This window comes from Planobispora rosea, assembly GCF_014648175.1.
Lineage (GTDB): Bacteria > Actinomycetota > Actinomycetes > Streptosporangiales > Streptosporangiaceae > Planobispora > Planobispora rosea.
In genome coordinates this window covers 84,162-96,886 of record NZ_BMQP01000028.1, presented here as the reverse complement: position 1 = coordinate 96,886, position 12,725 = coordinate 84,162, and the positions used below count along the sequence as shown (strand labels likewise).

Below are 12,725 nucleotides of genomic sequence, written 5' to 3'. Positions count from 1 at the left end.
CCATCCCCGGCACCGGCAACCCGGACCACCTGGCCGACAACATCGCCGCCGGCGCGCTGCGACTCTCCCCTGACGAGATGGCCCGCCTCGATTCCCTCCACCGCGCAGGAGCCTGACCGGTACGGCGGAGCACACTTCCCATGAGGACTGCAGCCCGCTCCGCACGGGATTTCTGAGTTGCGTTAAGCAGGTGTTATCGAAACTCAGAGATATGGATGGTATAGGTTTTTCTCTAACGCGATTTCCTTAAGCGTGGCGCTAAAGCTTTTGCTGTAGAGTCCTCGCATGATCGAGCAACCCCGTCGGCGGGACGGATCCGGCGCCGCCCCGGCGGGAGGGTCGGAAGGACGCGCACCGGCGTCAGCGGAGCACGCTCCCGCGGGGAGAGCGGCCGGGGAAGACGTGAGCGGAGAGGGCGCGACCGCAGGCGGGACGACCGGCGGGGACTCGGCCTGGGAAGACATGAGCGGCGAAGACGCGGGTTCAGGGGAGACGGGCGGCGGAAGCCCGGCGGGGCGCGAGGCCGCGGCGTGCGTGCACTGCGGGGAGCCGCTGCCCCCCGAACCCCTGGACGAGGAGGGAAGGCGCAAGGGGGGACGGCCCCGCCTCTACTGCAGGAAGGCCTGCGCCGACGCCGCCTCCCGCGCCCGCCGGGCGCAGCAGGCCGCCGCCGTCTCCGGGCCGCTGGCCGAGGCCGCCGCGCTGGCCGACCGCCTGCTGCCGGCCGCGGGTGAGCTGAGCGGCCTGCTCGCCCGGCTCCTGGAACGCCTGGAGACGGCTGAGAGCGGTGCGCTGGCCCGGATCGCCGCCGCCGAGGCCGAGGCGGCCGAGGCCCGCGCCGAGGCCGAGGACGCCGGACAGCGGGCCGAGGTCGCCGAGAGGCGTCGCCGCGAGGCCCTGAACGCCGCCCGGGAGGACCGCCAGGCCCGGGAGCGGGCCGAACGGCTGGCGGCCCGGGCGCGGGCCGAGGCGGAGGACGCCCGGCGCGAGGCGTGGCAGGAGGCGGTCGTGCACGAGCGGGCCCGGGGGCAGGCGGAGGCCGCCAGGGAGGCCGCCCAGGCCGCGCACCGGGTCGCCGAGGCCGCCCGGGAGGCGGCCGAGACCGCCCGTGACGAGACGGCCGCGGAGCTGCGCGCCGTACGGCGGGAGCTGGAGGGATTGCGCACCGCGCATGCCGGGCAGACCGGGCAGCTCACCGCCGCCGAGCGGGCCCTGGCGGAGGCGAGCGCCGAGGGGACGGTGCTGCGCGAGCAGGCGGACCGGGCCCGCGAACAGGCCCGTCTCGCCGAGGAGCGGGTCCGTGCGGCTCAGGAGCAGGCTGAACGCCTGCGCGAGCGTGCCGAGATCGCGGAGAGCGCGGCCGAGCGGGCACGTGCGGACGCCGAGGCCGCCGTCGGCCGGGCGCGGCACGAGGCGGCCCGGGCGCGCGCGGAGACCGAGCAGGCGCACGCCGTACGGCAGGCCGCCGAGGACCGGGTCCGGGAGCTGCAGGCCGCCCGGGAGGCGGCCGAGACCGCCCGCGACGCCCGGATGGACGAGCTGATGGCCGCGCTGGCCGCCCTCGCCCCCGTCCGGAATGTCCAGGGCGTCCAGGGTGCCCGGGAGGTCCCGGACGTCCGGGCGCCTGAGCGTCCGGACGTCTGACCGCCCGGGACGGGCCGGGAGGGGCCGCGACGGGCCGGAAGGGTCAGGCGCTGGCGACGATGTTCATCGACCAGTCCACGGCGCTCAGGTAGGCGTGCGCCAGCCGGCCGGACTCGTCGATCCTGTCGTCGGGAAGACGCCCGGACTCGTACGCCTTGGCGGTGGTGACGACCGAGCCGAGCGGGCCGCGCTCGCCGATGACCGCGTCCGAGACGTCCTCGCTGAGCACCAGGTGGGAGATCAGATCCGCCGGAGCCACGCCCAGCAGGTCGGCTATGCCGCTCAGCAGCCCCACGGTGAACGCCTTGTCGCTGGGCAGGCCCAGGGACTTGGAGAGCAGCTGGCAGAGCCGGGCCCGCGTGAGGATGTAGGACATGCGCTCGGGTTCGACGTTGCCGTCGGTGCCGACCACGTCGCTGAGGAGCATCAGGGTCACCCAGTGCCGCAGGCGCTCGGTACCCATGATCATGATGGCGTCGTTCACCGAGGAGATCCGCTGCCACAGACCGGTCGCCGCGGAGTTCGCGGCACGCAGGATGCGGTAGGACAGGGCGGGGTCGGCGGTGACGGTCGCCGCCACCTCGTCCATGTCGGTCTGCTCGTCGGCGAGCTTGCTGATCAGTTCGAGGTGGCGCAGGCGGCTGGGCTCCAGCGTGTCGAGGGACAGCACGCGGGGCTTGCCCAGCAGGTAGCCCTGGAACAGGTGGAATCCCAGCTCGCGGGCGAACGCCAGGTCCTCCATGGTCTCCAGCCGCTCGGCCACCAGCAGCAGGCCCTCGTAGGCCCTGCAGACCGCCACGCGGGAGCGCAGGACCTCGGGGTCCACCCCGGAGACCTCGAGCTTGACGTAGGAGGCGACGTCGAGCAGGCGTTCGTGCTCGTTGCCGAGGATGAAGTCGTCCAGCGCGATGGCGAACCCCTGCTCGGAGAGCTTGCGCACTCCGGAGATCACCTGGTCGTCGATGCTGACGCTCTCCAGGACCTCCAGCACCACCGAGCCCGAGTCGAACGGGAGCGGCAGCTCGCCGACGAGGAACTCACGCGTCAGGTTGATGAAACACAGCCGTGAGCCGGTGAGCCGTTCCAGTCCGAACTCGCTGAACGCGTTGACGATCACCTGGCTGGTCGCCTCGGCGCCGCGCGCGCTCGCTCCCTCGGCTCGCGCGTTGGAGCGGAAGAGGAGCTCGTAGGCGACCAATTCACCGGTGGTGTCATGGATCGGCTGGCGACCGATGTGAATCCGGTGCCAGCCGCAGTCGACAGGCCTGTCGGCGGTGTACATGTGACCTATATCGACTGGCGAGGGCTCCATGTGAGAAATCTCCTCCACTGAAGTGGGTTTCACTCCCGTCGGCCACGGAGAACGCTACCGGCAACAGTCCGGAAATCCTGGTCACCGGGGCCGACGCCGCCGTTAAGCCGGGTCGCCTTGGGGGGATGAGGTTCCGGTGAAGTTGTGCGAGACCGGTGAACTGCCTTCCACGACGGTGAGGGCGGATCCGGGCTGCGCAGACCTGTCGGAGTTCGGCGGCCGTACGGCGCGGCGGGCGGTCCGCTGATGCCCGCGGCGGGGAGCCCGCTGGTGCCCACGGCGTCCGCGCTGCGCCGTACGGCCGGGTTCGCCCTGGTCTTCCTCATCGCGACGTTCGCCGGCCGGATGACCGTGATCGAGGGGTCGAGCCTGAGCCTGGTGTGGCCCTCGGCGGGTGTGGCGGTGCTGTGGTTCACGGCGCAGCGTCACGAACGGTCGCAGTGGCTGGACGCGGCGGTGTTCGCGGCGCTCACGTTCACCGTCAACGTGCTGACCGGCGCTCCGGCCGAGCTGGCGGTCGCTTTCGTGGTTGCGAATCTGGTCCAGGTGTGGGTTTTTCTGCGGTTATTTAAACTGCTATGTCCTGATTTGTGGGAATTTGCGGGCTGGGGGCGCTTCGACCGGGTTCAGCATGTCTGGCGGCTTCTGTTGGCCGCGGCGGCCAGCACCCTGTGCGGTACGGCCATCGGTCCCACGGCGTCGTGGATCCTCACCGGCCAGTGGGCGTGGATCTCCACGGCGGTGTGGCTGATCCGCAACACCGTGAGCGTCGTGCTGATCGGCGCGGTCGGCCTGCGGCTGGGCCGCTTCTTCGGCTCGTACGGCGACGCCGCCTCCGCCTTCCGGGCCGCCTGGGCCATGCTGCGCGGGCTCGGCGCGTGGCGGAGGCTGGAGTGCGCCGCACTGATCGTGACGTCCGCCCTCGCCTACGTCGTGGCCTTCGGGATCAACCACGACCTGCCGCTGGCGTTCCCGCTGCTGGCCGTGACGGTCTGGGCGGGGCTCCGGTTCAACACCACCTTCGTGGTCCTGCACGACCTCATCGTCGGCGCGGCCGGCATCCTGTTCACTCTGAACGGCCACGGCCCCTTCGCGTCGATCGAGTCCGCCCCGGTCCGGGCCATGGTGGCGCAGGTCTTCGTGGGGCTGGTCACCCTCGTCGGCCTCACCCTCGCGCTCAGCCGGGACGAGCGCGAGGCGCTCCTGCGGCGGCTCAGCGCGGCCGAGGAGTCGGCCTCCGGTCAGGCGCGGCTCCTGACGACGATCGTCGACACGATGCACGACGGCCTGGCCGTACTGGACGCGGAGGGGCGTTTCCTGATGCGCAACCCCGCCACCCAGCGCCTGCTCGGCGGGGTGACCAGCCCGACCGACAGGCTCGCCGGCAGCGAGCACTACGGCCTGTTCCACCCCGACGGGCGGCCCCTCCGGGACGATGAGATGCCGCACCTGAAGGCCCTGGCCGGCCACGAGGTCAGCGGCATGGACGTGGTGGTGCGCAACCCCGGCGTCCCCGAGGGCCGCACGCTCAGCGTCAGCGCGATCCCCATGCCCTCGCCCGAGGGCGGGGTGGTCATGGTCCTGCACGACGTCACCGCCGAGCGCCGGCACCGCGACGAGCTGACCGCGTTCGCCGGCGTGGTCGCCCACGACCTGCGCAATCCCCTGACCACCATCGAGGGCTGGGCCGACGTGCTCGCCGAGACCGTCGAGGAGCAGCCCGGCGCCGAGGGGCCGGGCGGCGTGAAGGACGTCATCGCCCGGATCAAGCGGGCCAGCGCCCGCATGCGGCACCTGATCCAGGACCTGCTCACCTACACCACCGCCCGGGACGCGGCCGTCAGGCCCGCCACGGTCGATCTCGCGGGTGTCGTGCGGGACATCGTCTCGGCGCGTGCCGACCTCCCGGCCCATCTGAGCGGGGCCCATCCACCCCGCTTCCACCTGGGCGACCTGCCCGAGGTGCGGGCCGATCCGGCGCTCCTGCGCCAGCTGATGGACAATCTGATCGGCAACGCCGTCAAGTACGTCGCGCCCGGCAGCACGCCGGAGGTCACCGTCACCTCCGGGCCCGCGGGACGGGGGTGGGTACGCGTCGAGGTCGCCGACCGCGGCATCGGCATCCCCCCGGGGCAGCACGAGGCGATCTTCGAGAATTTCCACCGCGCGCACGTGAAGGCCGGCTACGTCGGGAGCGGCCTCGGTCTGGCCATCTGCAAGCGCATCGTCGAACGCCACGGCGGCACCATCGGCGTCGAGGACAATCCCGGAGGCGGCTCCCGCTTCTTCTTCACCATCCCCGCGCCCGGCTGACCCGGCCCGTCGAACGGCCCAGCCCCCGGTCCTGCAGGACCGGGGGCTGGGGCGGAGCGGAGCGGGAGCGTGTACGCACGGCTCCTCGCGTGCAGATCGCTGCGTGCGCGGGCGGTCCGCCCCGGCAGGGCTGGTGCCGGGGAGGGACCCCGCTCAGTCGGCGTTGGCGGACAGGCTCGGCTTGTGGTTGATCCGGTGGCGCTCGTCGGTCACCCTGACGTGGGGGTACTGGGTCATCAGGATCGGCTCGTGCCGGTTGAAGTGGTGGCCGCAGAACAGCAGATCACGGTCCATGCCGAAGACGACGCGGACGAACGCCTGAGCACCGCACTGATCGCAACGGTCCGCGATCTTCAGCGGGTCGTTCTGCAGGATCCTCTCCTTGGTGATCGTCATCACTTCCACCCCCGTGTCATTCGGTTACGGTCATTACTGCTGGTCGTCACACCATCGGCCGGTGAGCCCGGCAACTGAGACATGCGACCCCGGTGACCCGTGCCGTCCCCGTGAACGACCGCGCACGCGCCGCTGTTCCGTGGATCCGGCGGCAGTGAGGTTTGTCACCTGTCTCCATTGGGCGCGACCCGCGTGGCGGGAGGGGATCAGCCGGGGTGCCGCCCGGTTGCGGCCGCCGGGCGACCCCGTCCGGCTCGGCACGGCGGGCCCGTCCGGCCGCGGCTCACACCGCCCAGGCCCGTCCGGTTGCGGCTCACCTGCGGCCGGATCCCGAGGCGGAGCGTTCGGCCCTGTCGTCCTCGCCGCCCTCCGCCTCGGCGCCCCGGCTGGACGGCTCCGGCGCCACCGGAAGGGTGAAGACGAACCGGGAGCCGCCACCGGGGTTCTCCTCGACGCGGATCTCTCCCCCGTGGTGGTTGACGATCCGGCGGCAGATGGCGAGCCCGAGGCCCGTGCCGGGGTAGCCCTCGCTGCCGCGGGCCCTGGCGAAGGCGGCGAAGACGTTCTCGCGCTGGTCGGCGGAGATCCCGATGCCGTGGTCGGCGACCGCGATCCGCCACATGTCCCCCTCGCGTTCGGCGCTGATGTCGACCTGGGCGACGGTGCCGTGCCGGACGTACTTGACGGCGTTGCCGATGAGGTTGTCCAGGACCTGCCGGATGCGGGCCGGGTCGGCGACGACCTTCGGCAGCCTGCCGAACTCGATGTTGGGCCGGTCGTGGTCGAGGTGGGAGGTCCGCTCCATGACGATGTCGGCGACGAGCGTGTCGAGGTCGATCTCGGCCGGTTCCAGGGATCCGTCCCCGGCGGCGGCATAGGCGAGCAGGTCGTCGATGAGGTGCTGCATCCTGCGTGTCCCGGTCCGCACGCGTCCCAGCCAGCCGGTCACCTGCGAGTCGCTCCCGGGGGCGAGCGTGTCCTCCACGAGCTCGCAGTACCCCATGATCACGGTGAGCGGGGATTTCAGATCGTGGGCCGCGACCGCCGCGAAGCGCTCCAGCTCCGCCTCCCGCTCCCGCAGGTGGGTCTCCACGTGCTGGCGGTGGACGATGTCGGCCTGCAGCGCCGCGGTCGCCTGCTCCACCCGGGCCAGCGCGCGGTCCCGCGAGGTGACCAGGACCAGGACCAGCCCGGCCAGCAGGAGGCTCGCGATCACTCCGCTGCCCATGATCGCCTGGTAGGTGCGCGTCCCCCCGGCGGAGAGGAATCCGGTGGTTGGCTGGAGCTCCAGCTTCCACTGACGTCCGCCGACGTCGATCGTCGTCTCGCGGTGGAGGCCGGTGTCGCCCACCGGCTCGCCGCCCCGCAGCTCGGCCAGCCGCCTCTCCTGGCCGGGTACGGACACGTCGGTGAGTTTCACGTTGATCATGCCCTGGGCGATCTGCTTCAGGGTGCCGTCCATGAAGTCGACGCCGCGCACGCCCATCAGCAACCAGCCGCGCAGCAGCCCGGCGTCGGGGACGTCGCCCGCTCCGTAGACGGGGGCCGCCAGCACGAACGACGGCTGCCGCCGCGAGGGGGCCAGCGGGCGGTCCCGCAGCAGCACGTAGACCTGGCTGGCGGTGACCTGCCCGGTACGGCGGGCGGCGTCCATGGCCGTCACGGGTTCGGGGGCGGCCGCCAGATCCGCGCCCAGCGCGCTCGAGAGACCGTCCAGGCTGCGGCTCAGCACGACGAGCCGGTGCTCGTCGGCCGGCACGGGGCGCACCGCCACGGCCGACCCCCTGCTCCGCCACAGGCGCTGCACGCCCTGCACCTGGTCGTCGGTGGCCGGGACGACGAACCCCACCTCGCTGACCCCGGGCAGTCCCCGGTAGGCGAACCGGTGGGTCAGGGCGTTGAAGTCGTGCGCCGTCAGCTCCCTCTGGGTGCCGACCGAGGCCGAGAGCTGACCGAGGAGCTCCACACGCCGGTAGGCCTCACCGGCGACCACGGCCCGCGCCACCTCCATGGAGCGGTCCATCCGGCTCTCGTCCTGCTGACGCTGCGTTCCGGCCAGTGCCCCGGCCGCCAGCGTGGTCACGAACAGGCCGAGCACCAGAAGAACGCCCGCCAGCACCACTCCGCCGGCGCGGCCGACGCGCCGGGGCGTCCGGAGGTCGGCGGAATCCGCAGCCATCCTGTCGCGCAGGCTCATCCTCACCCCCCGATCCGCTACTGGATAGATCTCGCTGTCCCATCGGAAGGCCCGCCGTGGAGTTGAGGTGCTGATCGGTTGCGGGCGGTTGCGGCACGATTGAGGCCTAGAACAGAGGAACCGGGTATGAACGCTGGTCAAAGGGGCTTTCGGGGAGAGACGTCACGGGGTGACCATGAGCAGCGTTCTGATCGTCGAGGACGATCTCGACATCCGGGATCTGACCGTGTTCCGGCTGGAGCAGGCGGGCCACGAGGTGCGCACCGCAGGCGACGGGATGGAGGCTTTGACGGAGCTGGAGGCCAACCGTCCCGACATCGTGATCCTGGACTGGATGATGCCGGGCCTGTCGGGGCCGGAGGTCTGCCGCAGGCTGCGCGCGATGCCCGAGATGGAGGGCGTGGTGGTGCTGATGCTGACGTCGAAGGCCCAGGAGGGCGATGTGGAGGAGGGGTTCCGGGCGGGCGCGGACGACTACATGGTCAAGCCGTTCAGCCCGCGTGAGCTCGCGGTGCGCGTCGAGGCGCTCCTGTCGCGCGCCCGCCCCTGAGCCCGTCCCGGTGCGGCGTCCCGGCGGCTCCGCCGGGACGCCGGGGAGAGCACGGATCAGGCAGTGTTCGCTCTCAGCGATATATGACAAAGTGTTGTTGGATAACTACAAAAGGTAATGTGCACCGGTTTTGCACCTTTTTCGCACCCGTTCTGGCAACTGATCGCCACCTACCGTGGTCTTTGCCTTACGGAAAGCCATCACCGGCCGAGCGCCGCTGATGGCCTGCGACTCACGGAGGAGTGCATCATGACCGGTCTCTATCTCAAGCTCCAGGCCCTGCTCAGCGACTCCGACCGCGACCGCGGCGCCACGGCCGTGGAGTACGGCCTCATGGTCGCGCTCATCGCGGCGGTCATCGTCGGCACCGTGATCTTCCTCGGCCAGGCGCTCGACGTGCAGTTCACCGAAGTCCTCAACCAGATCGGTTGATCGTGTGCTCCGGCTGTGCTCTCCCGCGCAGCCGGGCCGTACGAGGATGGCCACGCAGCCCGGCTTCTCCGGCCGGCCCGCCACCGCGGCGGGCCGCGGCGCCGTACCCGCGGAACACCGGCGTACAGCGCGCGCCGGAGAACGAGGCGCCGCCTCCGTGGAGACGGCGCTCATGCTCCCCGTGATCCTCTTCCTCCTCTTCGCGATCATCGACTTCGGGCGGATGTTCAACGCGCAGGTCACGCTCACCGAGGCGGCACGGGAGGGGGCGCGGGCCGTCGCCCTCGGCCACCTGGCCGGGCCCCGGGTGGAGTCGGCGGTGTACGGGCTGTCACCCGTGACCACCACCGTCACCTCCTGCCCCATCGCTCCTGACCCCGGCGCCGACGCTGTCGTCGAGGTCAGGCACCCCTTCGAGTTCATCACCCCGATGGCCGGGCTGGCCGCGCTGTTCGGCGGCGGCCTGGACGGGCCGATCACCCTGACCGGCAGGGGGGTCATGCCATGCCTCGGCTGAATCCCCGGCCGGAGTCCCGCCCGGCCCGGCGGGCCCTCCGCCTGCCCGTGTCACGCCTGGCTTCACGTCTGGCTTCGCGCCTGCGCCTCGTGCGGCGCGGCGGCGACGAGGGCGGCATCGCCGTCCTGATCTGCGTGCTGCTCGCCGGAGGGGTGCTGCTGGGCATGGGCGCCCTGGCCGTCGACGTCGGCCAGCTCTACGCCGAGCGCGAGGAGCTGCAGAGCGGCGCCGACGCGGCCGCCGTCGCCGTCGCCGAACTGTGCGCCCGCGACGGCGGACGGTGCGGTACGGCGCCGTCCGCCACGGCGCAGCGCTACGCCGACGCCAACGCCAAGGACGGGACGTCGGGGGTGGAGCTCGTGTGCGGCAGGACGGGCGACGGCGGCCTGCCCGCCTGCCCGCCCACGTCCGGCAACCTGGCCGCCTGCATCGGCGAGCCGCCCGCCACCGCCGTGTACGTGGAGACCCGCACCCTGTCACGGCAGCCCGGAGGGGAGACGCTGCTGCCGCCGATCCTCGCCCAGACGCTGCTCGGCCGCGACGGCTACGCCGGGGCCGAGGTGCGGGCCTGCGCCCGCGCCGCCTGGGGGCCGCCGCTGCGGACCCGGGGCCTGGGCCTGACCATCTCGCTGTGCGAGTGGCGCGAGGCCACCGCCGGCGGCACGGCGTTCGCGCCCGCGCCGCCCGCCGTCGTCACCGGCGCCGCCGAAAGGGTGCTCTACCTGCACACCACCACGGCGAAGACGTGCACGACCCGCGGTTCCGGCGGCGACAACCCGGGCGGGTTCGGCTGGCTGGACGACCCCGACGACAACTGCTCGGTGCTCGTCGAGGCCGACGGCACCTACGGCGGCGACCCGGGCGCGTCGCTGTCCAGGCAGTGCGAGCGGGTCCTGAAGGACGCCCGCGCCAGGCGGACGCTCACCTACCTGCCGATCTTCCGGGAGGTCGCCGGGACCGGGCAGAACACCCGGTACACGATCGAGGGGTTTGCCCCGTTCGTCATCACCGGCTACGCCCTGCCCGGCGGCTCCGAACCGTCGGAGCTGACCGGGGTGAGCCACTGCAAGGGCTCCGACAAGTGCGTCTACGGCTATTTCACCCGTGCCCTCATCCCGGCGAGGGGCACGATCGGCGGCCCCGACCTGGGCGCCGCCATCGTGACGCTGATCGGATAGACCGGATGGGGGGACAGAGGTGAAGTCGCGCATGCTCACGCTCCTGGCCGCGCTCGCGCTGGCCCTGGGCGGAGCCGCCGCGGTGCTGGTCTACGTCTCCGGCGCCGAAGAACGCGCGCTGGAGGGCAAGAAGGTCGTCACCGTGCTGGTGGCCAAGGAGCGCATCCCGGCCGGGACCACCGGCGAGCGGGTGCGCTCCGGCGATCTCACCGAGCCGGTGCGCATGCCCGCCGAGACCGTCCCGGCCGACGCGCTGGGCCGCCTGGACGCCGGCTTGGACGAGCTGGCGCTCACCTCCGGCCTCCAGCCGCGCCAGCTGCTGCTGCGCGGCATGTTCGCCGCGCGGCAGCAGGCCGCCGGGGGACTGGTGATCCCCGAGGGCAAGCTCGCGGTCACGGTGGAGATGACCGTCGCCGCCGACGTCGCCGGGTACGTCCGGCCCGACACGCAGGTGGTCGTCTTCGACACCTTCAACGTGCTCGAAGGCCGCGACGGCGTGCCCTCCGGCGACCGGCTCGCCGAGGGGGCCGACACCAACAAGGCCACCCGGGTGCTGCTGCCCCGCGTCCAGGTGCTCGCCGTCGGACAGCGCCGCGCCGTACCCGCCGAGAACGCCGCCGCCGAGCAGGAACAGGAGCAGGAACGGACCGTGCTGGTCACCGTGGCCGTCAACCAGGACGAGGCCGAGCGGCTGGTGCACGGGGCCCAGACCGGCACCCTCTACCTCGGCCTGCTCACCGGCACCAGCGACGTCGCCCCCGGTCCCGGCGTCGACAACCACTCGCTGTTCCGCTGACCGGCGGGGGAGTACGGCGCCGGGACCGGGGGCGACGGCGGCGCGGTGGAAGCCGGAAAGACAGCCGGAAGACAGCCGGACCTGGGGCCGAGAAGGCACAGGAGAACAGACCTGACGCCGGAAGGAGGCGGAGATGACCGTCCTGTACGAACCGTGGCCCGCGACGGCCGCGGAGCTCGCCGCGCTCCTGGGGCAGGCGGGTCACGCGGTCCGGACCGTGGCCGACCTCGTGGAACTGACCGCGCTCCTGGCCGCCGACCCCGCGGAGCCGCTCGTGGTCTTCGGCCCCGGCGCCGCGCCCGCCGACGCCGTGACCTTCGCCGCCGAGCAGCGGATGCGCCGGCCCGGGACCGGCGTCGTGCTGCTGAGCGCCGACGCCGGCGCCGGCCTGCTGCGGGAGGCGCTGCGGGCCGGCATCAGGGAGGTCGCCGACCCGGGCGACCCGCAGGCCGTGCTGGAGGCGTGCGGGCGCTCGCTGGAGGTGTCCCGGCAGCTGGCCGCCGCCCCGCCGTACGGCCCGCACGGCCCCCACAGCCCGCCCGGCACCCACGGCGGCCCGTACGGCGCGCAGCCCGCCCCGGACGCCCGCCCGCCCGGCCGGATCGTCACGGTCCTGGCCACCAAGGGCGGCTGCGGCAAGACCACCGTCGCCACCAACCTGGCGGTGACGCTGGCCGACGGCGGCCGCCGCCGGGTCCTGCTGGTGGACCTGGACGTGGAGTTCGGGGACGTGGCCATCGCGCTGCAGCTCACCCCCGAACGCGGCCTCGCCGACGCGATCGCGATGGCCGACCGGCTCGACGAGACCGGGCTGCGTTCGCTGCTGACGCCGTACCGGCCCGGCCTGGACACGCTGCTGGCGCCGGTCCGGCCGACCGAGGGCGAGCAGATCGGCGGCCCGCTGGTCGGCGAGGTGCTGCGCCTGGCCCGGGACATGTTCGACTACGTCGTGGTGGACACGCCGCCGCACTTCTCCGACCCGGCGCTGGCCGCGCTGGACGTCACCGACCACTTCCTGGTCCTGGCCGCGCCCGACGTGCTGACGCTGAAGAACACCCGCATCGCGCTGGAGACGCTCGACCTGCTCGGCCACCTCGCCGACCGGCGGATCGTGACGCTCAACCGCTCCGGCTCGCCGGTCGGGCTGACCCCGCAGGACGTCGAGCGGGTGCTGCGGGTGCCGCCGCACGCCCACATCCCCTCCAGCGCCGACGTGCCGATCTCGCTGAACCGGGGCGTGCCGCTGGCGGCCGCCGACCCCGCCCACGCGGTCAGCCGCGCCATCGCCGACCTCGCCGCCCGCCACCTGGACGCCGCGCCGGCCGGCCCTCCCCGCCGCGAGCGCGGCCGGCGGGGCCTGCTGCGCAGGGTGAGGGGCTGAGAGCCGGTG

At 72.8% G+C, this 12,725-nt stretch carries 11 protein-coding genes; 8 read left to right on the top strand and 3 right to left on the bottom strand.

What is annotated here, in order from left to right; all coding sequences use genetic code 11:
- Positions 1-462 precede the first annotated feature (462 nt).
- Positions 463-1,644, top strand: coding sequence for a coiled-coil domain-containing protein (locus IEZ08_RS25650; RefSeq protein ID WP_189243140.1), 1,182 nt, complete (start codon positions 463-465; stop codon positions 1,642-1,644).
- A 43-nt stretch (positions 1,645-1,687) separates the two neighbouring features.
- Here IEZ08_RS25650 and IEZ08_RS25645 read toward each other — a convergent pair whose 3' ends face one another.
- Positions 1,688-2,926: an EAL and HDOD domain-containing protein gene (locus tag IEZ08_RS25645; protein ID WP_068922321.1), complete on the bottom strand. Its 1,239-nt coding sequence runs from the start codon at positions 2,924-2,926 to the stop codon at positions 1,688-1,690.
- A gap of 300 nt (positions 2,927-3,226) precedes the next feature.
- On the opposite strand from IEZ08_RS25645, the gene IEZ08_RS25640 reads away from it, so the two are divergent.
- Positions 3,227-5,269: an ATP-binding protein gene (locus tag IEZ08_RS25640; RefSeq protein ID WP_203863620.1), complete on the top strand. Its 2,043-nt coding sequence runs from the start codon at positions 3,227-3,229 to the stop codon at positions 5,267-5,269.
- A gap of 153 nt (positions 5,270-5,422) precedes the next feature.
- Here IEZ08_RS25640 and IEZ08_RS25635 read toward each other — a convergent pair whose 3' ends face one another.
- Together IEZ08_RS25635 and IEZ08_RS25630 are read right to left on the bottom strand one after the other, a co-directional pair.
- On the bottom strand, positions 5,423-5,665 hold the full coding sequence (locus IEZ08_RS25635) for a DUF7455 domain-containing protein (protein ID WP_068928556.1): 243 nt from the start codon (positions 5,663-5,665) through the stop codon (positions 5,423-5,425).
- A gap of 313 nt (positions 5,666-5,978) precedes the next feature.
- Positions 5,979-7,844: a sensor histidine kinase gene (locus IEZ08_RS25630; protein ID WP_176728429.1), complete on the bottom strand. Its 1,866-nt coding sequence runs from the start codon at positions 7,842-7,844 to the stop codon at positions 5,979-5,981.
- A 193-nt stretch (positions 7,845-8,037) separates the two neighbouring features.
- On the opposite strand from IEZ08_RS25630, the gene IEZ08_RS25625 reads away from it, so the two are divergent.
- The 6 genes from IEZ08_RS25625 (at position 8,038) to IEZ08_RS25600 (ending at position 12,716) form a co-directional block, all read left to right on the top strand.
- Positions 8,038-8,412 (top strand): response regulator transcription factor, encoded by a 375-nt coding sequence (locus tag IEZ08_RS25625; protein ID WP_068922318.1) that lies wholly within the window; start codon positions 8,038-8,040, stop codon positions 8,410-8,412.
- Positions 8,413-8,661: 249 nt separating this feature from the next.
- The gene (locus IEZ08_RS25620) at positions 8,662-8,844 is read left to right on the top strand and encodes a Flp family type IVb pilin (RefSeq protein ID WP_068922317.1); all 183 of its coding nucleotides are present in this window, start codon (positions 8,662-8,664) and stop codon (positions 8,842-8,844) included.
- 46 nt (positions 8,845-8,890) lie between these two features.
- Positions 8,891-9,361 carry a TadE/TadG family type IV pilus assembly protein gene (locus tag IEZ08_RS39790; RefSeq protein ID WP_084779787.1) on the top strand — a complete coding sequence of 157 codons (471 nt, stop codon included), beginning with the start codon at positions 8,891-8,893 and terminating at the stop codon, positions 9,359-9,361.
- A complete protein-coding gene (locus IEZ08_RS25610; RefSeq protein ID WP_189243138.1) occupies positions 9,349-10,539 on the top strand; it encodes a pilus assembly protein TadG-related protein in 1,191 nt (396 codons plus the stop codon). The genes IEZ08_RS39790 and IEZ08_RS25610 overlap by 13 nt, the downstream gene beginning before the upstream one ends.
- A gap of 31 nt (positions 10,540-10,570) precedes the next feature.
- Positions 10,571-11,335, top strand: a complete 765-nt coding sequence (gene cpaB, locus IEZ08_RS25605) for a Flp pilus assembly protein CpaB (protein WP_189243137.1) — start codon at positions 10,571-10,573, stop codon at positions 11,333-11,335.
- A 133-nt stretch (positions 11,336-11,468) separates the two neighbouring features.
- The gene (locus IEZ08_RS25600; RefSeq protein WP_068922314.1) at positions 11,469-12,716 is read left to right on the top strand and encodes a CpaE/TadZ family protein; all 1,248 of its coding nucleotides are present in this window, start codon (positions 11,469-11,471) and stop codon (positions 12,714-12,716) included.
- Positions 12,717-12,725 lie beyond the last annotated feature (9 nt).

What these genes read in the sequence shown, in the direction of transcription:
- IEZ08_RS25625 (WP_068922318.1), top strand. Translation starts at nt 8,038, where the DNA reads ATGAGCAGCGTTCTGATCGTCGAGGACGATCTCGACATCCGGGATCTG.
- IEZ08_RS25600 (WP_068922314.1), top strand. Translation starts at nt 11,469, where the DNA reads ATGACCGTCCTGTACGAACCGTGGCCCGCGACGGCCGCGGAGCTCGCC.
- IEZ08_RS25635 (WP_068928556.1), bottom strand. Translation starts at nt 5,665, where the DNA reads ATGACGATCACCAAGGAGAGGATCCTGCAGAACGACCCGCTGAAGATC.
- IEZ08_RS25650 (WP_189243140.1), top strand. Translation starts at nt 463, where the DNA reads ATGAGCGGCGAAGACGCGGGTTCAGGGGAGACGGGCGGCGGAAGCCCG.
- IEZ08_RS25610 (WP_189243138.1), top strand. Translation starts at nt 9,349, where the DNA reads ATGCCTCGGCTGAATCCCCGGCCGGAGTCCCGCCCGGCCCGGCGGGCC.
- cpaB (WP_189243137.1), top strand. Translation starts at nt 10,571, where the DNA reads ATGCTCACGCTCCTGGCCGCGCTCGCGCTGGCCCTGGGCGGAGCCGCC.
- IEZ08_RS25630 (WP_176728429.1), bottom strand. Translation starts at nt 7,844, where the DNA reads ATGGCTGCGGATTCCGCCGACCTCCGGACGCCCCGGCGCGTCGGCCGC.
- IEZ08_RS25645 (WP_068922321.1), bottom strand. Translation starts at nt 2,926, where the DNA reads ATGTACACCGCCGACAGGCCTGTCGACTGCGGCTGGCACCGGATTCAC.
- IEZ08_RS25620 (WP_068922317.1), top strand. Translation starts at nt 8,662, where the DNA reads ATGACCGGTCTCTATCTCAAGCTCCAGGCCCTGCTCAGCGACTCCGAC.
- IEZ08_RS39790 (WP_084779787.1), top strand. Translation starts at nt 8,891, where the DNA reads ATGGCCACGCAGCCCGGCTTCTCCGGCCGGCCCGCCACCGCGGCGGGC.